Source organism: Clostridium coskatii (assembly GCF_001675205.1).
GTDB lineage: Bacteria > Bacillota > Clostridia > Clostridiales > Clostridiaceae > Clostridium_B > Clostridium_B ljungdahlii.
The window spans coordinates 1-25510 of record NZ_LROR01000061.1 but is presented as its reverse complement, the minus strand read 5'-3'; the positions used below and the strand labels follow the sequence as shown (position 1 = coordinate 25510).

Sequence of the window (25510 nt, the reverse complement as noted above, 5' to 3'; positions counted from 1 at the left end):
ACTTAGTGGAAAAAGTAGATATCCCCAATCTTTGATTTGATGACAGTCGCTTTCTCTTTAGAGTTTTGCTTCTCCCACTAAGTTTAGATGAATTATCTAGGGCGTAGCTATGGTTAGCTCCCACTTTGATAAAAGTGGGAGTGTTACAGTAGGTAGCCATCAGATAAAGTTATATTATATTTTCAGGGGGAGTGTAAATGAAAAATCTAAAAGTTAGGGGTAAAATAAATCTTTTAATAGTATGTATCATTTTGATTTTAAGTGCTTCAGTTCTTATATTAGTACATCATAATTTGAGTAATATAACAGATGAAAGCTATTCCAATCAATTGAAATCAAATTCTGGTATGGCTTTAAAGTTATTAGATGAAAAATATAGTGGAGCATGGAAAGAAAAGGGTGGCAAATTATACAAGGGGAGTAAACTCATAAGTGGAGATACTAAATTTGTAGACTCTATAAAAGCGGAGACAGGTGAAGAAGTTACTATATTCTTAAAAGATACAAGGATTTCTACGACGGTAATGAACAAAGGAAATAGAGCTGTAAATACAAAAGCTTTATCTGAGGTTTCAAATAAAGTGTTGAAATCTGGAGAAGACTTTAGGGGAGAAACAAAAATATTGAATGTACCCTATGAGGTAATATATAAACCAATCAGGGATAATGAAGGAAATGTACTGGGAATGTTTTTTATAGGTATTAGTAAAAGTGTAATAAATAATCAGATATTTCAAGTTTTTAAAAGCATAGGTATTATTGTGTTACTAATAGCTATATTGTCTGTTATAGCAGCAAATATTTTTGTATCTAAGATAACTAAAGTATTACTTTATTCTGCAGAGTATATGAATACTTTATCAAAAGGAGATTTTACTAAAGAAGTTCCTAGAGAATACTTGAATTATAAAGATGAAGGAGGAGTTTTAGCCAAAGGTATAGAAGGTATGAGAAAATCTGTGAATAATTTGTTGTATACTATTAGAAATGATTTTAAAACTATAGTTGATGAATCAAATAGCTTGGTTCTGATTTCTAAAGAATTATCTGGATCTTCAAGTGATGTATCCCAGACTATAAATCAGGTGGCAGGAGCAAATACAAATCAGGCACAAGAATTAGTTGCTGTAAATGGGGTTATAGATTCCTTTAGCAATGAATTGTCTAAGATAGTAGAGGATATAAATGAAATAGATAGGAGCTCTAATGAGATAGACAGTATGGCAAAAGAAAATAGTGAAAAACTGCCTAATATAGAAAGGTCTATCGCAAAGGTAAATGATTCTTTTAAAATGTTTAAGGGAGATATAACGGAGTTTAGCAGTAATGTGCTGAAAATAAATGACATAACTAATATTATAAACAGTGTTTCAGATCAAACTAACCTGCTAGCTTTAAATGCAGCTATAGAAGCAGCTAGGGCTGGAGAAGCTGGAAAAGGTTTTGCAGTTGTGGCAGAGGAAGTAAGAAAATTAGCTTCACAAACTAAGGAGTCTTCTACAAGTATAGATAGCTTAATTAAATTGCTTTCTAATAAAATAGGAGCCATAGTAAAGGAAACTTCAGAGATGGACAATGAAATTGTAAATCAAACTAAGTCTATAAATGAATCTATAGAAGCTTTTACTAATATAACTTATGCAGTTAATAATATAATACCTAAAATTCAAAAAGTGAATGTATCTGTAGACAACCTTGAAAAAAGCAAAGATAAAATAGTGAGTAGTGTAGAAGAAACCTCAGCTACTGCAGAAGAGATGGCTGCATCTACTGAGGAAATAGCTGCTTCCAGTGCTGAAATGAGTAAGTCTGCAAATAAAGTATACGAAGTTGCAGAAAACCTTGAAAGTATGACAGAAAATCTTAAGGGCAATATAACTAAATTTAGGATAAATAATTAATATGCCAACTTTGCACATATAAAATTTTGACTTAATGTAAAAAAATTAAATAGTTATTGTATAGGCAAAATAAAAAATGGCGGAACTTTAAGATTCTGCCATTTTATTTTAAGTTGATGAAATGATATAGGTTATTATAGATACTGCTAATATTAATGCTATAAAAAAAATTGTAGTAGCAGTTTTTATATGCCTTTTATGTAATTCTATTGGAGAGAGTTGTTCTTTCATGTTATAGCTCCTTTTATTATGTAATTATAATAATAAATTTAATATCATTTATTATGCAATTTAATTATATAATAAATAAATTGATATTTCAATATTATGAATTGTTGTAAGATAATATATTACTACATAGTGTGGAATTATATGTGATTAAATATCAATAATTAAGTTTGCCGTAACTATATCCTCCTAAGCTATAGTAAGCAAAAAAGATAAATTTCAATGGAAGTAAATGTTCAATAATGATATAATTAGTTCATTAATTATAGAGTTTCTAGATTGAAAGTTGAATTATTCTCCGGATATTTTTACTAAGACTTATGTATGAAATATTTAAATGTACTTCATTATTGTAAAAATGTATCTGCGAATAAGTTCAAATTTCAATTACAACCTATAATAATTTTGGGAGGATTACTATATGAAAAGTAACTCAATGAGAAAATTAGATATGAGATTATATGCAAAAAAATTATTTGTAGTATTTTGGACTATGTTTTTTTTACTTGGCTTTTCATTTACAGCATCGGCAGCAGACTCGTCACAAGTACTGAATCAAGTGAAAAACGATATTAAAACCTATTATGTAGGCAATATACCAGACGGGGTATTAAATGCATCTAGTATAGATGAAGCATTGAAAAAACTTAATGATCCATATACTGAGTATTTTTCTAAAGAGGAAGAAACAAATTTTTTAAATTCTATAAATAATAAAATTTACGGAATAGGCATATATATGTCTCAGGTTCCTTCAGGAATAAAAGTAGATTCTGTAGTTGCGAATTCTCCAGCAGAAAATGTAGGACTTAAGGAAGGGGATATTATAATTTCGGCTAATTCCCATTCACTTGCCAATATAACACTTGATCAAGCTTCTTCATATATTAAAGGAGACGAAAATACAAATGTTAATCTTGTAATTCAAAGGCAGGACAAGGTATTAAGCTTTTCTGTAAAAAGGGGAGAGGTAAGTATTCCAATAGTAGATGGAAAAATGTTGGATAGTAATACTGCATATATTCATATAGCATCTTTTGGAGAAGACACATCACAAAAGTTTAATGAAAAGTTAAAAGAGCTTCAAGCAAATAAACCTGCAAGGTACATAATAGACCTGAGAGATAATGGTGGAGGATATATGGATTCTGCCCTAAATGTAGCAGGAAATTTTATAGGACAAAATTTAGCACTTATAGTTGAAGATAAAAATGGTAAAAAAACAGGTTACCTGGCAGGAGAAGAACAAAATATAATAGACAAGCCTACTATATTTTTGGTAGATAAATATACTGCCAGTGCTTCTGAAATATTGTCTGCAGCAGTGAAGGATTATAAAAAAGCCTTTTTTATAGGAAATACTACTTATGGAAAAGGTGTGGCACAGCAGATGTTTGATCTTTCAGATGGAGGAGCATTGAAATTAACTGTAGAAAAGTTTTATTCCCCTGCAGGTAATATAATACAAAAAGTAGGAATAAAACCTGATTTTGATACAGGTAATGAGAATTCTTTGGCAGTAGCGCAATTATTGTCGGGACAGTGTAAAGATGGAACAGATGAAAGAGGATTTTTAAAGGTTACAATAAATAATGAAAAATTTTATATAGATTTAAGTATTGCTAAAAATGAGGAATATTGGTCTGCTTTTAAGTATATAGTGAATAATATAGATAGATCACAAATTTGTATAGGCACTAAAGATGGATGGGCAAAAGTTCCAGAAGAATACTTTAGCAATGTATATAAGTTTTTTTATCCAGAAGATAAGGTTTTAGATACAATGCAGCAGGTGCCGCAGGATAAAGCATTTACTGTAATTTTTAACAAAAAAATAAGTTCTGATATGAAAAATAAAATAAATATGGAAATTATAAATGGTACTACTGGTAAAAGGGTTGCTTTTAAAATAGGCAGCGTAGAAGACAACAAGGTGGTTATTGTGCCACAAGAAAAGTTAGAAAAAGGTAAGACTTACTATATAAAGGTTAACGACACTATAAAGCCAGTTACTGTTAAAAATTAGTGAAAGGTGAAAAATGGAAACAACTCATAGACTTTCTTCATTTGAATATAAGGTAATAAAGAAGGATATAAAAAACATAACTATTAAAATTAATGGAAAAGGTGAAGTATATGTAATAGCACCTCTTAATGTTAGTTATCCATCCATAGAGAAAATAGTTGAGAATAAAATGGAATGGATACAGGAAAACGTGGAAGTTACAAAGAATAGAATTTATAACATGAAGTCTATGGGGCTGTTAGATGGAAAAAAGCTTTTATGGATAGGGAATTTTTTAAAAATAGAAATGCAGCAGGCAGACATAAAAAAATGTTATGTAGAAATTGCAGAAGATAAAATTATAGTTTATGGCAAAGCTGTTTTATTAAAAAATGAAGAAAATATTAAAAAGAGCATATGCGAATTTTATAAACAAAGGGCTAAGGTGATTTTTAGAGAACGAGTGGATATTTATCACAAAAATCTAAATGTTTATCCAAAAAAAATAACAATTAGGTGTCAGAAGACTAGATGGGGAAGCTGTTCCTCTAACGGTAATATTAGTTTCAATTACAAAATATTAATGGCACCTATGGAAGTTATAGATTATGTAGTTGTGCATGAACTTTGCCACCTGGTATATATGGATCATTCTAGAGATTACTGGAGATTAGTAGAATCTATAATTCCACAATACAAAAACAGAAGGAAATGGCTTAAATGTAATGGATATATGCTTAATTTTCCAGAAAAATACATATGAATAGTAAGTAAACTTATAGACATTAGAAAAATAATAAAGTAAAATTAAGTAAGTAATTTTAATTGTGAAAGGAAAATAATATGAAATTTTATTTTTTACTTTTGATTGCAGTGGCACTTTCTTTAGATGCCTTTGGTGTCTCACTGTGTGTGGGATTGAATGGCGCAGTGGAGAAAAGAAATAAGTTTCAACTTTCTTTTTCATGTGGATTTTTTCAGTTTTTTTTTGCTATATGCGGTGCTTATGCAGGCTTTTTATTTAATACATATATTGCATCTGTTCCCCAGGTAATTGGAGGAGCATTAGTATCTATAGTAGGCATCTTTATGGTTAAAGAAGGTTTGGGGAGTAAAGGAGAATGCATACTCATTAAACCAGGAATGATTCTAGTGCTTGGAGTTTCAGTAAGTATTGATGCAATGGTAATAGGATTTACAACTTTAAATAATATAGCAAATAGGATAGATCTACTTATTAGCACTGTGTTTATAGGATTAATTACCTTCATTATGTGTTTATTTGCTTTTTTTATTTCGAAGTACCTCCAGAAAATACATATTGTAAGTAAATATGCAGATTATATAGGGGGAGTAATACTTATTATATTTGGTATTAAAATGATGTTTTTTAAGTGAAAATTTGGGGTGAATTTATGGATGTAGAAAAGTACTTGAGAAAACGTAGAATAAAAGTTACAAAAGCAAGATTAAATATTTTAGATATATTATCTAAGAGTGAGAATGCTATAACTGTTGATAATTTATTTGAAAAGTGTAGAGAAAGAAACATAAATGTAGATTTATCCACTATTTATAGATCCTTAGAATTGTTTGAAAATAAGAAAATTGTTAGAAAATTTGATTTGGGTGAAAATAAATATAGTTACGCTATAATGAGAAAAAAGCATAAACATATATTGGAGTGTAAAATATGTCATAAGGAAGTAGAAATAGACTGTCCTATGCAGCAAATAGAGGAAATTATAAAAAGCAAAACAGGCTTTGTATTTGAGGATGAAGAACTGGATTTTAAATTAAATGGAATATGTGCAGATTGTAGAAAGAGAAAAAGTAGTAAAAACTAAAGAGTTTTATTTTAAAGTTATCTGTGCAGGATATACTTTTTTTATTTTCCACACTCCTCGTGCGTTTTTTTGTATAAATACGGTATATTCTAGTTTTTCATGAGGCATTTTAGTAGACATACCAGAAACTTTAATAAATGCAACTGTTCCATTGGAAAAATACATATTTATATCACCCATGTTGCACAGCTTATATTTATTAAAGATGCCAGTAGTAAAATAGTTTTTAACTGCGTAGTTGATATCTCTGCACTTATAGGACACATATACTTTTTCCACTATTGTAACAGTGAGTAAAATACTTATAAATATAATAATAAATTTTTTCATAATTCTCCTCCATATAATGGAAATAATGCTTTCATTATTATAATATACAAATTTACAAAATAAGTAAATACATATTTTTATTTATCTAGAAAAATATTTTGTAGAGTTATGATTTATTTGAAGGCTAAGGCATTTTTAATTTTAAATTATTTAAATTTTTACGGTTGTATGGTATTATTTTATTAACAAACATTACAATGTAAAACTTTATTGGGGTGAAATTATGAGACTGGAATTTATAGATAGGGTTATGGAAGAAGATGTGCTTGGAAAGAGTATATTAACCTGTGAAGGACAAGTTTTATTACGAGCAGGAGTAAAGTTGAATAGTAACTATATAGATAAATTAAAAAAATTAGGTGTATTTTATGTATACGTCGAAGATGAAAGATTAGAAGATGTATATGTCGAAGATGAAAAATTGTCGCAACTTAAACAGTCCACTATGAAAAGTATGTCAAAAGTAATGGTAAATCTAAATAATTATGATGAAAAAGGATTAAGACATTCTTTAAAAACAGTAGAAGAAATGATTAATTACATAGTTGATGTTGGAGATGTTAATAAAAGCCTTTATGACATACAGACGTATGATAACTATACTTTTGTACACTCAATAGATACTTGTGTTATGGCTTCTTTTTTAGGAATTTCCGCAGGATACAATGAATTTGATATAAAGGAACTTGGTGTGGGAGCTATCCTACATGATGTAGGAAAGACAAAGGTGCCTATAGAGATATTGAATAAAAAAGGTAAGTTGACGGATGAAGAATTTGCTGAAATAAAAAAACATCCTGTATACGGTTCAAAAATCTTAAAAAAAACGGTTGGTACATACAGTCCTATAATTAAAATAGTTGAACAGCATCATGAGAGGGTTGATGGTAGGGGGTATCCTTATGGACTTACAAACAAACAGATAACAAATTTTGCAAAGATGGTTTGCATATGTGATGTATATGATGCTGTTAGTAACGATAGGTGTTATAGAAAAAAGTTTCGCCCTAATGATGCTTATGAACTTATACTTTCAGGAAGTGGAAGTAGTTTTGACCAGGAAATAGTATCCTATTTCAAAAATACATTTGCTGTTTATCCACTTGGATGCTGCGTTAAGTTATCAAATGGAGTTAAGGGGTATGTTGTAAGGCAAAATAGAGGATTTCCGGATAGACCGGTGATAAGGGTATTACAAGATCCTGAAACTGGAGATAACATATCAGGTTATGAAGTCGATTTACTTAAAAATCTAAGTATAATCGTAGAAGAAATAGTATAAATGGAATTAAGTTGAGAAAAATAAGTTACACAGTGTGTTATAGATATCAAAATATTTATGATAATATACTGTGTATTCGTTTTTTTGAGGAGAAAAATATGAGTTCATATATTGATAATTTAATAGACAAGTTATGCAAAAACTATAATTTTAATATTATAGAGCTAGAAGGTATAAATGGAACATGCAGTAAATGGGCGTTATGCAGAGAGCAAAATTCTATTATGCAGGTAGTTTTCTTTTCTAGGGTGGAAAGTTATAGAAATATAAATGCTGAAGATATAAAGTTACGTTTAAAGAAACTGTTTGACAGTAAAAGTGTAAGACTTGTACAAATAGTGTTACATAGGGAAGTACATGTCACAGTGGATGAAAATAATAATCCACAATGTGGATTAATTTTTTTAAATCCTTATTTTAATCAAATAACTTTGTATACTCCTGATTTAGAGCAATTAGCTAAAGAAATATATAATTGTATGATTTATGTAAAACAAAGTACTTTAGCAAATAAGCAGTCAAAAAATATATATAAAATGAAAGACCTAATTGTAACGTGGATCATAATAGCTTTAAATGTTGCTGTATATGCGGTAACTGCATACCTTTCTGGAAATATATTTGACAGTAATGTAAATGTACTTGTATTTATGGGAGCTAAGGTTAACTCACTTATAGCTTCAGGTGAGTATTATAGACTTTTTACTTGTATGTTTTTACATGCTGGAATAGTTCATTTAGGAGTAAATATGTATTCACTTTATATAATGGGTTCTTTTGTTGAGAAAGTGTATGGTAAAGTTAAATACATAGTGATGTACCTTATATCAGGTTTAGTTTCCTCGGTATTTAGTTTTATGTTTTCGCCATCTATTTCAGTAGGAGCGTCAGGAGCAATATTTGGACTTTTAGGTGCGGCATTGGTATTTGCTATAAAAATGAAACATAAAATTGGTAAGGAATTTTTAATGAATGTAATATCTATAATTGTGGTAAACCTTATAATAGGATTTTCTATAGCAAATGTAGATAATTTTGGACACTTAGGAGGGCTTGTAGGAGGAGTAGTCATAACATATTTTATTGGGCAATGTAAAAACATTGCCCAATAAATAAATTGCTAGTTAAATAAGTTTTTTAAATCATTTGAAAATAAGGTCTCCTTTTCCATAAGTAACTGAACTGTGGCTTTAAGACAGTGCCTATTTTCAATAAGAATATTTTTTACATCATTATATATTGAATCTGTAAGACACTTACACTCTTTGATAATCTCGTTTTGATTTATATTTAAATCTGATAGCTCCCTCATATTTAAAAGACCTAAAGTGTTTCCCATTCCATACTGAGTTACCATTTTAAAGGCTATGTTTGTACTATGCTGAAGATCATTATAGGCACCTGTGGTTACGTAATCTGCTCCAAAGATAACTTCTTCAGCAGCTCTTCCACCTAAAAGTACCATTATTCTTTTACGTAGGTAATCTTTATTTTGATAGAGCTTGTCCTCAGGTATACTTAATGTATAACCTCCAGCTCCCTTAGTACTTGGAATGATTGTTATTTTAGAAATCTTTTCATTTGGAAGTACTTTTGAGGATACTAGAGCATGGCCTACTTCATGGTAAGCAGTTATTCTTTTATCTATATCTTTTATATAATCCCTATCTTTTTTCTCATACCCTGTTAGTACTATGGAAAAAGCTTTATCAATGTGCTTGTTTTCTATATAAGTACTATCTTCTTTACAGGCGAGTATTGCAGCTTCATTTATTAAGCTCTCAATTTTTGCACCTGAAAAGTAAGAAGTTTTTTGAGCCCACTCATGTACATCTATATTGTCTACAGGTTTGTTTTTTAAGTGGAGAGATATAATTTTTTCCCTTGAAGAAACGTCAGGAAGAGTTACTTCTATATGTCTATCAAATCTTCCAGGTCTTAAAAGGGCAGGATCTAGCATATCTAACCTATTGGTGGCAGCTATTATTACAATTCCCTCTTTTTCATTAAATCCAGACATTTCCGTAAGAAGAGCATTTAAAGTTTGATCTCTTTCATCAGAGCCTCCGGTACTTCCCGAGCCATCCCTTTTTTTACCTATAGCGTCTATCTCATCTATAAATATAACTGCTTTTCCAGATTTATTGCTTTTAGCTTTTTTAAATAGCTGTCTTATACGGCTGGCACCTACACCTACATATACTTGTACAAAATCAGAGCCTGAAACAGCATAAAATGGAACTTCTGCTTCACCTGCAATAGCTCTTGCAAGGAGAGTTTTTCCGGTTCCTGGCTCACCAAATAATAAAATTCCTTTTGGCATTCTTGCACCATAAGACGCATATTTTTTAGGATTCTTTAAGAAATCAACTATATCCTGGACACTCTCTTTAGCTTCCTCATTTCCAGCTACACTTTTAAAATTACAATTAGAATCTTCTATGGCAGAAGCATCCAAAGAATCGAGAGATACTATTTTTTTAGAAGATTTGTTAGAAAACTTAAGTGCCATAAAAACAGCTGTCATAATGGAAATTATAAGTATAGCAGTAGGATAAGCTTGTCTGTTATTTACAGTATATTGCTCAGATACACTTATTCCATCGTTTAAAAGTGTTTCTTTAGAATTAGGGGTTCTAGGATTATCCGTATCATATATGCTGCCATTTTTTAATTTTACTCTTATTTGAGGGGAATCTGTCATATATACTGTTGAAACTATTTTCTTTGATACATCTTTTTGAAACGAAATATATGACTTATAGGGTATAGAGCTGTTAATATAATTCATAAATAGTAACATGCAAAGAGATAAAATAGAGGTTAAAATAGGAATTATTATAAACTTATTTTTTATCTTTTTCATTTAAGTTCTCCTTTCTTGAGATAGATTATTTACAGTGATTTATATGAATTAACTTAAAATTATAAGTTCTATAGTCAAATTTTGTAAAAACGAACGAAATATTATAAAATCATATAATGATATTATAATATTTTTATAAATTAGTCTAATTAAAATCATAAATTTTGCTAAAGTAATTTATGGAACTAGTATGGGAATTCTAGAATTATTTATTGCAGAAAATTTAATTTACTGTATACTTTATAATAAGACGTTTGTAAATTTAGAGAGGAGATTTATATATGAAAGTGTCCTTTGGAAAAGCCATTTTGACAGAACAAGACATACTTGGTATAGTTCATGAGTATGTGAATATAGAAGGACTTAATATAGAAAAGATAAGTATAAATGAAATAATAACAATAGAGGGGACATATAAGAGCAAAATATCTGTTAATTTTCAAGTTAAGATGGGAATAGGAAATATAAATAACAATATAATAAATTTAAAAATATTTGATGTACATGTGTATAAGTTTAGGGTATTTAAGAATGTAAAAAATATTGTCCTTAAGAAATTATTAGATAACTTTTCTCCTTATGGGGTAGAGGTGGACAGAGATACAGTAAGAGTGGATTTAAATCTGGCAGTAAAGCTGATACCTTACTTTAATCTTAAATTAAAAAAAGTAGAAATACTTCCTAGAGCACTAGAGGTAGAAGCAGAAGATATAAGATATGAGGAAAAAAAGAAATTTCCAAACATAGAGAAAAAGAAAAGAAGTATGCTTATTCTAGATAAGTATCATAAGTTTAGAAAAAAAGTTGTAAGTAAGGTGCCGCAAAAATATGAAAAAATCGTAGAGTATGGGATGCTTGTACCGGATATTATAATGTTATTTATAAGATTATTTAAGGACAAAAGGGTTAAAATAAAGGTTAAGATTATGCTGTCAGGCGTAATAGCTTACCTTGCAAGTCCTATAGATATAATACCTGATTTTATACCTTTTGTTGGGAAAATAGATGATGTTGCTCTGGCGTTTTTTGCACTTAATACTATAATAAATGAAATACCAGAAGAAATCATAATTGAAAATTGGCAGGGTAAGGAAAATATAATTCTGGTTACAAGAGAAGCAGTACAATATATTACAAAAATAATTGGAAGTGCAAATGTTTCTAAGGTTTTAAATCAGCTAAGCAATGTATTCAAATCATCTGAAAGAAAAGAAAAAGAGGGGAGAAGTGTTACATAAGGGATTGATATAACACGTAAATTGATATGGTTAAAAAAGTATATGCTATAAAAGAAGGATATGATTTTGAAAAAAATGAAAAGGTTCAAAATATTATAGTAAACACCTGGGGAGAATGTCTAAAACGTGTAAAAGGTGTTAAAGGTGCTACATATAAGAGTTTTAAAGATACAAATTCAGCTTTGGAATATTTAAAAGGAGAGGATAAGATTTTAAAAAAGTCTGAGGGCAACTATCCTAAAGATTGTTTACATGTATATGTGGATGGAAGTTATAACATTTCAACGGAGATGTATTCTTATGCATTGGTGGCAGTTAAAGGTAATGTAGTTTATTATATAGAAAGCGATTCACATTCTTGTGAAGAAGGTAAGAATATAAGGCAAATATCTGGAGAATTAAAAGCAGCTGTTAGAGGAGTACAATATGCTTTGTCTAAGGGAGAGAAAAAAGTCGTTTTGTTCCACGACTATGAAGGAACCTGCAAGCACGCCCTTGGGCTATGGGAGAGAAAAGAAGCCTCATCTATAAAATATTACGAAGAAATGAGCGAGCTTATGAAAAACATTGAGGTTATATTTGTTAAAGTAGATAGTCATACTGGGGATTTGTTTAATGAATTGGCAGATGAAAAGTGTAAGGAAAAGTTACAAATAGAATCAAAAAAAAGTGTTCAAAAATGGTTAATGAATAATGAGATAAAGACAGCTAATGATGAGGTAAAGAATGAGATATTAAAAATTGCATCTAAAGGTGAAAAAAATATAAAGGTTATTGATATATGAAAATGTAAAAATTAAGCTGTTTAAAAAAAATAAATTTGCATAATCTATCTAAAGAACATAAAAAATCATAGTTCTGTAAAAGAAAAAGCATTTTTTAAAGAGAGGAGTGTAATAAAATGCGTGGAAAGTTTGTAGCAGGTGCAGTAATTGGTGCAGCAGTAGGAATGATGGTAGTACCAGAATTAGATAGATCTAAAAAGAGAATGATAAGAAAAACTTCTAGATACTTAAGAAATACTGCAGGAAATATGTACGGTGGAGTTATGAATTGGATGAGATAGTATAGAATCCTAATAAGTACAATGTAAAATGTACGCTTTTAATAATAAAGATGTGCATTTTACATTGTTTTTTTATTAATTTAGACTATATTGTTTAGGTTTGTGGCAATATGCTTTTATTTTTTAAAGTTTTCATATTATAATTAAAAATATGTTATAATGATACTAATATAGGATAATATTTTAATATGGTTTAAAAATTATCCTAAACAAAAATCTTCACATTACATATAACTTTAATTATATGTAATATTTAGATATTGTTATCCCAAGGTGTAGCTTTTATTTTTTATATATTGAAAAAAATGTAACATATTGGAACAAGTAGGCATGAAACAAAAATTGTGATTAATAAAGGAAGAGTGAATGATGGAAATACTTTCTTTAGGAGAAAAAATAAAGAGAAGAAGAAAAGAACTCAATATGACTTTAAAAGATTTGGCAGGGGATAGAATTACACCTGGACAAATAAGTTTGGTGGAATCAGGAAAGTCAAATCCTAGTATGGATTTGTTGGAATACTTAGCAGGTGAATTGAATACTTCCATTGAGTATTTAATGGAGTCAGAAGAAACTCAAGCACAAAAAATATGTACTTATTTTGAAAATATAGCCGAATCTTATATAATAAGTGGAAATTTGAGTCAATCGGAAAAGTATATAGAAGAGGCTATATATTATTCAGAAAAGTATTCCTTACAATATGAAAAAGCAAAGAATTTATATTTAAAGGGGACAATCTATACAGCGAGAAAAGAATATCCTATTGCTCAACAGCTTTTATTGTCTGCTAATGTTGTTTTTATAAAAAATAATAAATATGAAGAAATTATAAAAACTTTTATAAGTTTGGGGAAGATTACAATAAGCATGAAATCATATCATGCTTCCAGCAGTTATTTGCAGCAGGCGGAGAATGTATATAAGGAAAATAATATAGGAAATGATTTCTTGCTTGGACAAATATATTATTATACAGCTTGTATAAATTTTAAATTAGAAAATATGGAGGAAGCGATAAACTATTCTTATCTGGCAAATGAGAAGTTTAGGCAGATAGATAATAAGGAAGAATATGCTAAAAGCTTATTTTTACTTGCAGAAGAGTATAATAAAAAGGGAGATATAAATAATGCAATAAAGTATTCTAAAAAAACATTAAATGTATACAGAAAATTAGAAGATGTAATAAATACTGCAAGAATTGAAAATAATCTAGGTAAACTTTTTGGAGAGTTTAATAATATTGAAGAATCATTTATACATTTAAATAAAGCAAAAGAGTTGCGAATGAAATGTAAAGATGGCAAAATTGTGGACACACTTATAAATATATGTGAAAATTATATAAAATTAAAGGATATTATAAATTCAAAGAAAGTTCTAGAAGAAATAAGGGACAAGATAGACGAAAAAAATAATAAATCATTAGTATATTATTACATGATGAAATTTAGAATAAATATGATTGAGTGTAATAAAAAAGAAGCAGAAAATACATTAATTGATGCATTGAATTTTGCGATAAAAATGAATTATACTAAAGAAGCTGCAGATATATCAATAAAACTTGGAAAATTCTATGAAGATAGCAAGATGGATAAGGAAGCAGCTAAGTATTTAAGTGAAGGTGTTGAAATTTTTAAAAGAATTGGAATATTAAAAGAGTATTAAATAAAATAGGTGATAATTATGGAGATACTTTCTACTGGAGAAAAAGTTAAAAGAGCACGCATATATAAGGGATATACTTTGAAGGAACTGTGTAATAGTAAGATATCAATTTCTAAAATGAGCTGCATTGAAAATGATAAAATAAAACCAGAAGATTGGATTTTAGAATTTTTATCAGACAAACTTGAAATTAGTTTTGAGTATCTGAAATTAGATATAAAAAATCAAATAATAAAAAATATAGATGATATTGAGAAAAAACAAGATAAAAAAAATTATGAAAAAAATTTAGTATATAATTTTAAATTTGCTGAACGGTATAACTATGATAATATATGTTTTAGGATAATACATCTCTTATTTAACTATTATCTAGAAAAAAGTGAATTAGAAAAGTTGTATAATATAATTGTAAAGTATTATGAATATTTACAAAAAAATTTTTCTAAAGAAAAAGCAATCCTGTATTATATGGATGTTGGCAAATATTTTTTTAAAACAAAAGAATTTTCACAGGCTATAAATTATTATGATAATGTGTTAGACATTGCAGCAGAAACTGGTAGTAATGAATTACTAGGAAAAATTACATATAATAAAATAATTTGTTTTATTGCTCTTAATGATTATGAAAAGGCTTATGAATTGTCTGATACGATTACAAAATTTATAAACATGATAGATGGAGACATAAAAAAAGCAAAAGTTTATCATATTTTAGCAATACTTTCTTTAAAAAATGATACTGAAAAATTCAAAGTATATGAAAAAAAGGCAAATGAATTTTATAAAGATAATTTGAAAGATAAATCCACATCTATGGTTGAATATGCTGAAGTTATGTTTACTTTAAATATGAGTGAGAAGGCAGTATTTTATATAAATGAAGCATTGAAAATACATCCTAAAGAGCATGCAGAGGAATTTGCTAATTTTGTAATCAAAATAGTAGGTATTTTGATAAAAAATCAAATTTGGGATATAGTTGAAAGTATATGTAATATAGCTTTAGATTGTTCTATAAAGTTAAATGATATAGTTCTTATAGAAAGAGCATACTATTATAAAGCGTTGATATTTATAAAAAAAGGTCAGTTAGCTGAAGGGGAAATGTATATGAATCTTTCGCTGGATGCTCTATCGAAATTTCAAACAAATATCTGCATGTATGAAAGATATATGGAAATAGGATGTATGTATTATGATATGAAAAAGGTTCAGGAGGCTCTTAAGTATTTTAATATTGCCATTGATTTAAAACAAAAATATAATTTTTTATAGGTTTACTTATAAAACTGAAAAAATTATATTTTCTTGTTTAATAAACAGAGTTCTAAGCATCAGGTGGAGTTTTAACTACCTGATGCTTAGAACTCATTATCCAGGGACATAGCTGCTCTAATACTCACACTTCTCCAAGTGTCAGTATTAGAACGGGTAGTTATCATATAAATTAAATTAATCTAAAGAGGTTTAGAAAGGAGGAGCTGCGTTAAAACTTGTTTTGAGTTTTGCGTGACGTATTTTTATTATGAACATAGATAAACTTACAATAAAAGTTCAAAATGCAATGAATGAAGCACAACTTACAGCAGTGAGATATAATCATCAACAGGTAGATGTGATTCATATGTTTTCAGCTTTAGTATTTGAGCAAGATGGACTTATTCCAAATATATTTGGAAAGATGTCTGTAAATTTGAAATCTCTGGTAAAGGAAACTAAAGATGTTTTAGACAAGATGCCTAAAGTGCTGGGAGAAGGAGCACAAAGTTCCTCCGTCTATGCAACTAGAAGATTTGAAGATGTTTTTTTGCAAGCAGAAAAGATAGCTCAAAAATTCAAAGATTCATATATAAGTGTAGAGCACGTAATGCTTGGTATCATGGAAGTTCACTCTTCTGACGTAGACGGTATACTTAAGAAATTTGATATTACAAAGGATGCATTTTTAGAAGCCTTGTCTCAAGTAAGGGGAAATCAAAGGGTTGAAACTCAGGATCCAGAGGGAACCTATGAGGCACTTGCAAAGTATGGAAGAAATCTTGTGGAAGAGGCAAAAAAACATAAACTTGATCCAGTTATAGGCAGAGATGAAGAAATAAGAAGAGTTGTTAGAATACTTTCGAGAAGAACTAAAAATAATCCTGTACTAATAGGTGATCCAGGGGTAGGAAAAACTGCTATAATTGAAGGTTTGGCAGAGAGAATTGTAAGAGGAGATATACCAGAAGGCTTAAAGGATAAGATAATATTTTCCTTAGATATGGGAGCATTGATTGCTGGTGCCAAATTTAGAGGAGAATTTGAAGAAAGATTAAAGGCCGTATTAAAAGAAGTACAGAAAAGTGAAGGCAAAATAGTGCTTTTTATAGATGAAATTCACACCATAGTTGGAGCTGGGAAAACAGAAGGTTCTATGGATGCTGGAAATCTAATAAAACCAATGCTAGCAAGAGGTGAATTGCACTGTATAGGGGCCACTACTTTTGATGAATATAGAAAATATATAGAAAAAGATAAGGCTTTAGAGAGAAGATTTCAACCTGTGGTTATAGATGAACCTACTGTAGAGGATTCTATCTCCATACTTAGGGGGCTTAAGGAAAAATTTGAAATCTACCACGGCATAAGAATTCATGATTCTGCTATTGTGGCTGCCGCAAAGCTGTCAGATAGATATATAACAGATAGGTACCTTCCAGATAAGGCTATAGATTTAATTGATGAAGCTTGTGCTATGATAAGAACTGAAATTGATAGCATGCCAACTGAAATGGATAATGTTAAAAGAAAAATATTTCAGCTTCAGATTGAAAAAGAGGCACTTTCCAAAGAAAAAGACACTGCTTCAATGGAAAGACTTAAAGCAGTAGAAAAGGAGCTTAGCAATCTTAAAGATAGAGACAATGAGATGACTGCTAAGTATGAAAAGGAAAAGGCAAATATAACTGAGGTTAGAAATTTAAAGAAACAGCTAGATGAGGCAAGAGGACAAATTGAAAAAGCAGAGAGAGAATATGATTTAAATAAAATTGCAGAATTAAAATATGGTGTTATTCCTAAACTGGAAAGTACTATAGATGAAAAAGAGCAATCTATTAAAGAAAACAATGAAGCTGCAATGTTAAAAGAAGAAGTTACAGAACAAGAAATTTCTCAGATAGTATCTAAATGGACTGGAATACCTGTTTCAAAATTAGTAGAAGGGGAAAGACAGAAATTAGTAAAATTAGAGGATGAACTTGCAAAGAGAGTTATAGGTCAGAAGGAAGCAGTTACAGCAGTTTCAAATGCGGTACTTAGAGCAAGAGCGGGTATGAAAGATCCTAAAAGGCCAATAGGTTCTTTTATATTTTTAGGACCTACAGGTGTAGGTAAAACTGAACTTGCAAAAACTTTAGCAAGGACACTGTTTGATAGTGAAGAAAATATAATAAGAATAGATATGTCAGAGTATATGGAAAAGTATTCTGTTTCGAGACTTATAGGAGCTCCTCCAGGATATGTAGGATATGACGAAGGAGGTCAGCTTACAGAGGCAGTGAGAAGAAAACCATATAGTGTAATATTATTTGATGAAATAGAAAAGGCTCATGAAGATGTGTTTAATATATTCCTTCAAATATTAGATGACGGAAGGCTTACTGATAATCAGGGTAAGGTAGTTGATTTTAAAAATTCTATTATAATTATGACTTCTAACATAGGAAGCAGTTATTTATTACAGAACAAAAGCAGTAATGGAATAGATAAAGAAGTAAGAAACAAAGTAATGAGTGATATGAAGTTTAAGTTTAAACCTGAATTTTTAAATAGACTAGATGATATAATAATGTTTAAGCCCCTAAATACAGAAGAAATTAAGTTCATAATAGATATATTCCTAAAGGATATAGAAAATAGACTTAAGGAGAAAAATATATCCATACAAATAACCCCAAAAGCAAAAGAAGTTATGGCAGAAGAAGGTTATGATCCTGTCTATGGAGCAAGGCCTTTAAAAAGATATATAGAAAACGTTCTGGAAACATCTATTGCAAAGAAGATAATTAATGGAGATATATATACAGGCTGCAGGGTAAGAGTAGATTATGAAGATGATAAGTTTAAAATAGAAAAACTATAATTATTTATTAAAATAAAGGTTACCATATATGATAGAAGATTAAAAAAGAGGGTGTTTTTTATGAAAAAGCCTGTCTATTCAATCATATATGGTATTTTTATCTATTTATTTGTAATTGTTTGTATAAGTTTAATATGTAAATGGGATTGTGTAAAATATAATTTTACGGGAGAGAGAAAAAATATTGTTTTAGCTAAAGATAATGCACCAACGTATTCTAAAGAAGTATTCTTAACTTTTGATGATGGTCCTTCTGTAAATAACACTACAAAGATATTAAATATATTACAACAAAATGGAGTAAAAGCCACTTTTTTTATAGTAGGTGAAAAGGCAAAAGAAAATCCTTCTATATTAAAGCAGCTAAGTGACAGCGGTATGAGTATAGGAGTGCATACATATTCTCATAATTATAAAGAGATGTACAGCAGTTTGGATGCATATTTAGAGGATTTTCGAGTTTGCAAAAATATAATAAAGAATATAACGGGAAAAGATTCTATAGTATTTGTGAGGCTTCCAGGGGGGTCAGATAACTTAGTAGCAAGTGTAAGCAATTTAAATATTATAAAGAAGACTTTAAAGGGAAATGGAATGAAGTATGTAGATTGGAACGTGGTTTCAGGGGATGCAGATAAACGTTTTGTGTCCAAAGATATTATAAAACAAAATGTAATAGATGGATGCAAGAATAAAAAAATTGCAGTAGTTTTAATGCATGATTCTTACTATAAAACTTCTACAGTAGAAGCACTGCCAGACATTATAAGCTATTTAAAAAAAGAAGGATTTGTTTTTAGAACTTTTGATGGTATAACTTTAGAAGAGGAGTTTAGAATGACAGATAAAGGAATCATTAATAGATGACTAAAATTATAGAGAGTTTCTAAACGAAAAATCAAATTATACTCCGGATATTTTTACAACCTTCAGTTCGTTAAATATTTTGATAAGTCTTAGTGAGGTATTTTAGAAAATCTTAGAAGCTTATATATGTCTGAGGTACGAGTTTATATAAGCTTCTTTAGATTTTCAAAATGCCGAACTTTAGACTTATTAAAAGTTTTTAGTGTGATGAAATTTGTTAGTATATGGCTGGTATAAGTAAACTTTCAAGCTAGAAATTCTACATAAAGATGTAGATTAATTAGATTTATTTTTGGTTTCTCTTTCTATTATAAACTTTTTAGCATTTAATTCTAAGGTATCATCTAGAGGGTCAAGTTTTGTATCACCATATTTTTTAGAAATAGCTGTAGATATAAATCTATCTGCTAATTCAGGATTTTTAGAAAGGAGAGAACCGTGGAAATAAGTGCAAAAACAATTTTTGTATATGCAGCCTTCGTATCCATCTTCTCCATTATTACCATAACCTACGATTACTTTTCCAAGAGGTTCTAAATCTCCTATATAAGTTCTTCCAGAATGATTTTCAAATCCTACATAGGTTTCTTTAAATTTTTCGTTATATATAACGGTATTTCCTATAAATCTATTACTGCCTCCCTCTGTATATATATTAAGTACATCAAGACCTGGTAGCTTTTGGCCATCGGGTGTAGAATAGTATTTTCCAAGAAGTTGATAGCCTCCACAAATTGATAAAAATACTTTACCCTCTTCAATGTAACTTACGATGCCTTCTCTTTTATTTTTGACAAGGTCCTCCGATACTATAGACTGTTCATAGTCCTGACCACCACCAAAAAGAGTTATGTCATATTTAGAGCTGTCAAAGGGATCTCCAAGAGATATATTAAATACATTTATATCTATACCCCGCTGCTGTGCCCTATATTTTAATATGAGTATATTTCCTAAATCTCCATATACATTTAATAAATCAGGATATAAGTGACATATGTTTAATTCCATTTTAGATACACTCCCTATTTCTCTAATATTTTACCACAGCTTTTTGATATATCCCTTGAAATTGAGAAATTTCCTGAAAGTTATCATGGCAGTATAAGTGGCTAATACATATACTGTGTTTGACTTACAACTTTTTATTTCATCAATTAGATTTTCATAGTGTTTACAAATTATAAAGTTATCTTGGGGTAATCCTGCTACTTTTAATCTTACAGCCATGTCATAAAGTCTTATACCTGAAATCATTATTTTATCTATATCCAGTGAAGACAGCTTTTCAAAATTCACGTCCCATATCCAAGATACATCTCTTCCATCTGCATAATTGTCATTTAGAAGTACAGCTAGGTTAAAGGTCCTGTTGTCAAGGCTTAAAGTATTTATAGCTTGATCATAACCGGCAGGATTTTTTACTAAGATTATTTTAACTTCTTTACCTTCTATATTTATGACTTCCTGTCTTCCAAAACTGCTCTTTTGTTTTTTTAGAGAATCATATATACAGGAAGTAGATATTCCACAAACCATTGCTATAGAATAAGCACATAGGGCATTATACATATTATATGTACCTGGTTGATTTATATAATATTCCTTCTCATTAATTACTACTAATGATCCATCTGGAGTTTGCTCTTTTATTTCATCTAAAGTATAATCCAATTCAGGTCTTTTATATCCACATTTTTCACAGTAGTAATCGCCCAAATGATTATATGTAAGAAAATTATATTTGTAAGGATTTTTGCATTTTTTACAGAACTTAGCGTCTGCATTAGTATCTACTTTTTTTACATTTGTTGGAGAACAATTAAATCCATAATAAATAGTTCTGTTTGGTAAATTTAGATCTCCAAGAAGAGATTCGTCTCCGTTAAGTATTAAATTTGAAAGAGGTACTTTTTTGATACCTTTTAGAATTTTGTTTAATGTAGTGTAAACTTCTCCATATCTGTCAAGTTGATCTCTAAATAAGTTTGTTACAGTTATAATTTCTGGAGTTATATAATCTGTAAATAAAGGAACATTTGCTTCATCACATTCTATAACTGCATAGTTTGTCTCACTACATTTTTTAAACGAATAATTTTCTATAAAACATGAAACTATACCTGTCAGCATATTTGCACCTGTATTGTTTGTAATTACACGTTTTTTCCCATCCTTTAGCATGTTGTAGACCATACTTGTGGTTGTAGTTTTACCATTTGTACCTGTTATAAGTATAATTTTATAATCCTTACATATGGTTTTAAGAATGTTCTTATCTAATTTTAAAGCAACTTTTCCAGGAAAATTACTTCCTCCTTTAAATAAAAATTTTGATAATTTTATTACGATCTTGGAAATAATAATACTAAAAAAAGATTTTATGTTAATTTTTAACACCACCTTCAACTTAAGTAAAGCATTTGTTTATTTACTTTACATATTGTTTGTCATAAGTCTATAGGCCCTAAATTTAAGATTGAAGTCTATTATAGTACACAACAAATACACGAGTAAGTAAATAACTCTTAATATTATAATACAATATTATAATTTTTACATTAAAAAGTTGTAAATTTACTGTATTTCTTAAGCTGAATAATAGAATTTGGAAATAAACATCCACAGCAATGTATGATTTATAAATGTATATATATAAGACTGTTAAAATTATAATATAAGGGCATAGTTAAATAAGTTATAATATGGAAGTGATTTATCAAGTGGTTTTGCAAGTTTGAATAAGATAAAATTCATTATAAACCTAACTTATAAATAAAAAGTATAGCTCATATTCAAAAATACATAGAATTAATGTAGTACATATAAAAATACACAAAGTATATAGTGTAGTATTACAGGTATAAATATATAAAATACTTTATAATTAAATTTAAAATAATTTTTTTATTGCATTTTTCTATAAATGGTGTAATATATAAATATAAACTAATTTAGGGGGAAACATCATGAATATTGACTTATCATATTTAAATATTAATAAATATAGAAATATGTATAAAAATTTATCACCATCAGAATTAACGGAATTTTCAATTAAAAGAGGAGAAGGATTTTTATCAAATAAGGGAGCTCTTATGATTAATACTGGAAAGTACACAGGAAGATCTCCTAAAGATAGATTTATAGTTAATCAAGAAAGCATTAAGAACAAAATAAACTGGGGAAATGTAAATCTTTCTATAGAAGAAGATATTTTTAATAAAATGTATGATAAGATTTTAAATTATATAAGTGATAAAGACATTTTTGTGTTTGATGGATTTGTTGGAGCTTTAAAAAAATATACCCTTCCTATAAGAGTAATATGCGAAAGGGCATCCCAGGCGTTGTTTGCAAATCAATTGTTTAGAAGACCAACGGAGGAGGATTTAAAGTGTTTTACTCCTGAATTTAATATTATATCGGCACCTGGATTTAAGGCTAAGGGCAAAGAAGACGGTTTAAATTCAGATGCCTTTATTTTAGTAAATTTCGATAAAAAAATTATATTAATAGGGGGAACCAGTTACTCGGGAGAAATAAAAAAATCAGTATTTTCAGTAATGAACTTCTTGCTTCCACAAAAAGGAGTCATGCCTATGCACTGTTCTGCTAATATAGGACAAGATAATAAAACTTGCTTATTTTTTGGATTGTCAGGAACAGGAAAAACTACTTTATCAGCAGATGGTGAAAGAAGACTGATTGGTGATGACGAACATGGATGGTCTAATGAAGGTGTATTTAATTTTGAGGGTGGATGTTATGCTAAAACTATAAGACTTGATAAGGAAAAAGAAAGTCAGATATACAATGCCATAAAATTTGGAACTGTAGTTGAAAATGTAGTGGCAGATGGGAATAGAGTACCTGATTATAATGATGCTAGATATACTGAAAATACAAGGGCAGCATATCCTATAAATTATATAGATAATATAGAAGAAAGTGGTGTAGGAGGAAATCCAGAGACTATAATATTTTTAACCGCAGATGCTTTTGGTGTAATGCCACCTATATCAAGGCTTTCTAAAGAAGCAGCAATGTATCACTTTATGTCTGGATATACTAGCAAGATAGCTGGAACTGAAAGAGGAATAATTGAACCTCAAGCTACTTTTTCCTCTTGCTTTGGTGAACCGTTTATGTTAATGAATCCTGCTGTCTATGCAAAATTGTTAGGCGAAAGAATAGACAAGTATAACACTCAGGTATATTTAGTGAATACTGGATGGCTATCTGGAGGATATGGAAATGGAGATAGAATAAAACTTTCCTATACAAGGGCTATGATTAGAGAAGCTTTGAAAGGGAAGTTCAAGGATGTTGAATTTGTGGAACATCCTGTATTTAAAGTAATGATGCCTAAAAGATGTCCAGGTGTACCTGATGAAATATTAAATCCTAGAAATACATGGGAAGATAAAGAAGCATATGATGAGACAGCGAGAAAGCTGGCGCTGAAGTTTAGTAAAAACTTTGAGAAGTTTAAAGATGTTTCCGAAGATATAGCAAAAGCTGGGCCTGAAGCTTAAACTATTTATCATAGATAATCTAAGTGAAGTTTATATGGAAATGTTTAATAGAGTACAAAAAATGGGATTTGGTGATGAGTTGATTTTATTTTCATCACTAAATCCTTTATTTATATATGAAATAAAAGATAATTTTACTTATGTAACAAATTATTAATAATATATATGCTGTGAAAAAGCTTACGGTAATAGTATAATAATACTTGTTTATAAATTTAATAGGGAGTGAAGTTAATGGAATTATTATTTATTATTAAAGCTGCTGCTATTGGAGTAGTCGAGGGAATAACAGAGTTCTTGCCAATATCTTCAACAGGTCATATGATAATAGTAGGAAATCTGATAAACTTCAAAGCACCAACATATAATGGTGCTTATATAGATATGTTTGAAGTAGTAATTCAGCTAGGTGCCATACTTGCTATAGTAGTACTTTATTGGGATAAGATTTTTAATTCGCTTAAAAATCTTAAACCGGGCAAATGGGGATTTAAACTTTGGCTTACTATTTTAGTTGCTTTTATACCTGCTGCTGTTTTAGGATTGCGTTTTAATGATTTAATTAAGAGTAAATTATTTAATCCAGTTACTGTTGCCTGTGCACTAGTATTTGGTGGTTTCCTTATGATATATATGGAGAACAAATACAGGAAAGGAAATAGTACAAATACAATTGAAAATGTAAACCTCGTACAAGCATTTAAGATAGGATGTTTTCAATGCCTTTCACTTTGGCCAGGAATGTCTAGATCTGCGTCCACAATAATGGGTGGATGGGTAAGCGGACTTACAAATGTAGCTGCAGCAGAGTTTTCCTTTTTCCTTGCTATACCTACTATGATAGCAGCATCAGGATGGTCACTTATAAAAGTAAATGTATCTATGAATATTTCTCAAATTATTGCTCTGGCAGTTGGATTTATAGTTTCATTTATAGTAGCGTTAGTTGTAGTAGAAAAGTTTATAAATTTTTTAAAGAGAAAACCAATGAGAGTTTTTGCTGTATATAGAATATTTATAGGAGCAATAATACTTATATTGTATTTTGCTAAAGTTATAAATATTTAATGCTATGTAAGAAGATGTAAGGCTTGACTCAATCCATACATATAAATGAGTCACTATTTATAATTTATAATGGACAATCAATAAAGATTTTTCTGTGTTATCAGAAAAATCTTTATTGATTGTCCATTATTGCTAATTGTCAGACACTATCAGATACTAATTGTAGTTAGAATATATTTTTTAAATTATGAATTTATATTTTAAAATAGTATTGACAGAGTTAGAAATACATGATAAACTAAAAAAGTCGTCGAGATGAGGCGGCAAAATGATCCTTGAAAATTAAACAGAGGAAGATATAAGTACAACTTATTTAGAATAAACCAGCAATTCTTTTGAGCTGCGAGAGCAGCTAAAAAAGTAATTTCGTAATAAGAAGAGTCAATACAAACTTTTAAATTAAGAGTTTGATCCTGGCTCAGGACGAACGCTGGCGGCGTGCTTAACACATGCAAGTCGAGCGATGAAGCT

Annotated in this window: 19 protein-coding genes, 1 rRNA gene and 1 pseudogene; 17 read left to right on the top strand and 4 right to left on the bottom strand. The window is 29.3% G+C overall.

Features of this window, described 5'->3' with window-relative positions; all coding sequences use genetic code 11:
* The first annotated feature begins 197 nt into the window (after nt 1-197).
* The 5 genes from CLCOS_RS15500 (at nt 198) to CLCOS_RS15480 (ending at nt 5981) form a co-directional block, all read left to right on the top strand.
* The gene (locus tag CLCOS_RS15500; RefSeq protein ID WP_013237285.1) at nt 198-1901 is read left to right on the top strand and encodes a methyl-accepting chemotaxis protein; all 1704 of its coding nucleotides are present in this window, start codon (nt 198-200) and stop codon (nt 1899-1901) included.
* 649 nt (nt 1902-2550) lie between these two features.
* Nucleotides 2551-4155 carry a S41 family peptidase gene (locus tag CLCOS_RS15495; RefSeq protein ID WP_013237286.1) on the top strand — a complete coding sequence of 535 codons (1605 nt, stop codon included), beginning with the start codon at nt 2551-2553 and terminating at the stop codon, nt 4153-4155.
* A 13-nt stretch (nt 4156-4168) separates the two neighbouring features.
* Complete coding sequence (locus tag CLCOS_RS15490; protein WP_013237287.1) at nt 4169-4897, top strand: M48 family metallopeptidase; 729 nt, start codon at nt 4169-4171, stop codon at nt 4895-4897.
* A gap of 80 nt (nt 4898-4977) precedes the next feature.
* Nucleotides 4978-5532 carry a manganese efflux pump MntP family protein gene (locus tag CLCOS_RS15485; protein WP_013237288.1) on the top strand — a complete coding sequence of 185 codons (555 nt, stop codon included), beginning with the start codon at nt 4978-4980 and terminating at the stop codon, nt 5530-5532.
* Between the two features lie 17 nt (nt 5533-5549).
* Nucleotides 5550-5981 carry a Fur family transcriptional regulator gene (locus tag CLCOS_RS15480; RefSeq protein ID WP_013237289.1) on the top strand — a complete coding sequence of 144 codons (432 nt, stop codon included), beginning with the start codon at nt 5550-5552 and terminating at the stop codon, nt 5979-5981.
* Between the two features lie 6 nt (nt 5982-5987).
* On the opposite strand, the gene CLCOS_RS15475 is transcribed toward CLCOS_RS15480, so the two are convergent.
* On the bottom strand, nt 5988-6311 hold the full coding sequence (locus CLCOS_RS15475) for a hypothetical protein (protein ID WP_013237290.1): 324 nt from the start codon (nt 6309-6311) through the stop codon (nt 5988-5990).
* 223 nt (nt 6312-6534) lie between these two features.
* On the opposite strand from CLCOS_RS15475, the gene CLCOS_RS15470 reads away from it, so the two are divergent.
* Nucleotides 6535-7593, top strand: coding sequence for an HD-GYP domain-containing protein (locus CLCOS_RS15470; protein ID WP_013237291.1), 1059 nt, complete (start codon nt 6535-6537; stop codon nt 7591-7593).
* A 98-nt stretch (nt 7594-7691) separates the two neighbouring features.
* Complete coding sequence (locus CLCOS_RS15465) at nt 7692-8705, top strand: rhomboid family intramembrane serine protease (protein WP_063601405.1); 1014 nt, start codon at nt 7692-7694, stop codon at nt 8703-8705.
* An 8-nt stretch (nt 8706-8713) separates the two neighbouring features.
* On the opposite strand, the gene CLCOS_RS15460 is transcribed toward CLCOS_RS15465, so the two are convergent.
* On the bottom strand, nt 8714-10459 hold the full coding sequence (locus tag CLCOS_RS15460) for an ATP-dependent metallopeptidase FtsH/Yme1/Tma family protein (protein ID WP_063601406.1): 1746 nt from the start codon (nt 10457-10459) through the stop codon (nt 8714-8716).
* Nucleotides 10460-10740: 281 nt separating this feature from the next.
* Here CLCOS_RS15460 and CLCOS_RS15455 point away from each other — a divergent pair, with 281 nt between their 5' ends.
* From CLCOS_RS15455 to CLCOS_RS15430, 7 genes and pseudogenes are all read left to right on the top strand, one after another.
* Nucleotides 10741-11697: a YkvA family protein gene (locus CLCOS_RS15455; RefSeq protein WP_063601407.1), complete on the top strand. Its 957-nt coding sequence runs from the start codon at nt 10741-10743 to the stop codon at nt 11695-11697.
* 26 nt (nt 11698-11723) lie between these two features.
* Nucleotides 11724-12476 (top strand): annotated as a pseudogene (locus tag CLCOS_RS15450) (ribonuclease H family protein); the annotation flags it as partial.
* Nucleotides 12477-12598: 122 nt separating this feature from the next.
* Nucleotides 12599-12763: a YtxH domain-containing protein gene (locus CLCOS_RS22070; protein WP_013237296.1), complete on the top strand. Its 165-nt coding sequence runs from the start codon at nt 12599-12601 to the stop codon at nt 12761-12763.
* 369 nt (nt 12764-13132) lie between these two features.
* Nucleotides 13133-14437 carry a helix-turn-helix transcriptional regulator gene (locus tag CLCOS_RS15445; RefSeq protein ID WP_041705024.1) on the top strand — a complete coding sequence of 435 codons (1305 nt, stop codon included), beginning with the start codon at nt 13133-13135 and terminating at the stop codon, nt 14435-14437.
* 18 nt (nt 14438-14455) lie between these two features.
* Entirely contained in the window at nt 14456-15718 is a 1263-nt protein-coding gene (locus tag CLCOS_RS15440) for a helix-turn-helix domain-containing protein (protein WP_013237298.1), read from the top strand.
* A gap of 250 nt (nt 15719-15968) precedes the next feature.
* Nucleotides 15969-18566 (top strand): ATP-dependent chaperone ClpB, encoded by a 2598-nt coding sequence (gene clpB / locus CLCOS_RS15435; protein WP_063601409.1) that lies wholly within the window; start codon nt 15969-15971, stop codon nt 18564-18566.
* Between the two features lie 60 nt (nt 18567-18626).
* Nucleotides 18627-19433: a polysaccharide deacetylase family protein gene (locus tag CLCOS_RS15430; protein ID WP_063601410.1), complete on the top strand. Its 807-nt coding sequence runs from the start codon at nt 18627-18629 to the stop codon at nt 19431-19433.
* Nucleotides 19434-19709: 276 nt separating this feature from the next.
* Here CLCOS_RS15430 and CLCOS_RS15425 read toward each other — a convergent pair whose 3' ends face one another.
* On the bottom strand, nt 19710-20444 hold the full coding sequence (locus CLCOS_RS15425) for a type 1 glutamine amidotransferase (RefSeq protein ID WP_063555345.1): 735 nt from the start codon (nt 20442-20444) through the stop codon (nt 19710-19712).
* Between the two features lie 30 nt (nt 20445-20474).
* The gene (locus tag CLCOS_RS15420; protein ID WP_153042948.1) at nt 20475-21833 is read right to left on the bottom strand and encodes a Mur ligase family protein; all 1359 of its coding nucleotides are present in this window, start codon (nt 21831-21833) and stop codon (nt 20475-20477) included.
* 569 nt (nt 21834-22402) lie between these two features.
* On the opposite strand from CLCOS_RS15420, the gene pckA reads away from it, so the two are divergent.
* The 3 genes from pckA to CLCOS_RS15405 all read left to right on the top strand — a co-directional run.
* The gene (gene pckA, locus CLCOS_RS15415; RefSeq protein ID WP_063601411.1) at nt 22403-23971 is read left to right on the top strand and encodes a phosphoenolpyruvate carboxykinase (ATP); all 1569 of its coding nucleotides are present in this window, start codon (nt 22403-22405) and stop codon (nt 23969-23971) included.
* Nucleotides 23972-24205: 234 nt separating this feature from the next.
* Complete coding sequence (locus CLCOS_RS15410) at nt 24206-25039, top strand: undecaprenyl-diphosphate phosphatase (RefSeq protein WP_013237304.1); 834 nt, start codon at nt 24206-24208, stop codon at nt 25037-25039.
* A gap of 395 nt (nt 25040-25434) precedes the next feature.
* A 16S ribosomal RNA gene (locus CLCOS_RS15405) occupies nt 25435-25510 on the top strand; the annotation flags it as partial.

What these genes read in the sequence shown, in the direction of transcription:
- CLCOS_RS15500 (WP_013237285.1), top strand. Translation starts at nt 198, where the DNA reads ATGAAAAATCTAAAAGTTAGGGGTAAAATAAATCTTTTAATAGTATGT.
- CLCOS_RS15495 (WP_013237286.1), top strand. Translation starts at nt 2,551, where the DNA reads ATGAAAAGTAACTCAATGAGAAAATTAGATATGAGATTATATGCAAAA.
- CLCOS_RS15490 (WP_013237287.1), top strand. Translation starts at nt 4,169, where the DNA reads ATGGAAACAACTCATAGACTTTCTTCATTTGAATATAAGGTAATAAAG.
- CLCOS_RS15485 (WP_013237288.1), top strand. Translation starts at nt 4,978, where the DNA reads ATGAAATTTTATTTTTTACTTTTGATTGCAGTGGCACTTTCTTTAGAT.
- CLCOS_RS15480 (WP_013237289.1), top strand. Translation starts at nt 5,550, where the DNA reads ATGGATGTAGAAAAGTACTTGAGAAAACGTAGAATAAAAGTTACAAAA.
- CLCOS_RS15475 (WP_013237290.1), bottom strand. Translation starts at nt 6,311, where the DNA reads ATGAAAAAATTTATTATTATATTTATAAGTATTTTACTCACTGTTACA.
- CLCOS_RS15470 (WP_013237291.1), top strand. Translation starts at nt 6,535, where the DNA reads ATGAGACTGGAATTTATAGATAGGGTTATGGAAGAAGATGTGCTTGGA.
- CLCOS_RS15465 (WP_063601405.1), top strand. Translation starts at nt 7,692, where the DNA reads ATGAGTTCATATATTGATAATTTAATAGACAAGTTATGCAAAAACTAT.
- CLCOS_RS15460 (WP_063601406.1), bottom strand. Translation starts at nt 10,459, where the DNA reads ATGAAAAAGATAAAAAATAAGTTTATAATAATTCCTATTTTAACCTCT.
- CLCOS_RS15455 (WP_063601407.1), top strand. Translation starts at nt 10,741, where the DNA reads ATGAAAGTGTCCTTTGGAAAAGCCATTTTGACAGAACAAGACATACTT.
- CLCOS_RS22070 (WP_013237296.1), top strand. Translation starts at nt 12,599, where the DNA reads ATGCGTGGAAAGTTTGTAGCAGGTGCAGTAATTGGTGCAGCAGTAGGA.
- CLCOS_RS15445 (WP_041705024.1), top strand. Translation starts at nt 13,133, where the DNA reads ATGGAAATACTTTCTTTAGGAGAAAAAATAAAGAGAAGAAGAAAAGAA.
- CLCOS_RS15440 (WP_013237298.1), top strand. Translation starts at nt 14,456, where the DNA reads ATGGAGATACTTTCTACTGGAGAAAAAGTTAAAAGAGCACGCATATAT.
- clpB (WP_063601409.1), top strand. Translation starts at nt 15,969, where the DNA reads ATGAACATAGATAAACTTACAATAAAAGTTCAAAATGCAATGAATGAA.
- CLCOS_RS15430 (WP_063601410.1), top strand. Translation starts at nt 18,627, where the DNA reads ATGAAAAAGCCTGTCTATTCAATCATATATGGTATTTTTATCTATTTA.
- CLCOS_RS15425 (WP_063555345.1), bottom strand. Translation starts at nt 20,444, where the DNA reads ATGGAATTAAACATATGTCACTTATATCCTGATTTATTAAATGTATAT.
- pckA (WP_063601411.1), top strand. Translation starts at nt 22,403, where the DNA reads ATGAATATTGACTTATCATATTTAAATATTAATAAATATAGAAATATG.
- CLCOS_RS15410 (WP_013237304.1), top strand. Translation starts at nt 24,206, where the DNA reads ATGGAATTATTATTTATTATTAAAGCTGCTGCTATTGGAGTAGTCGAG.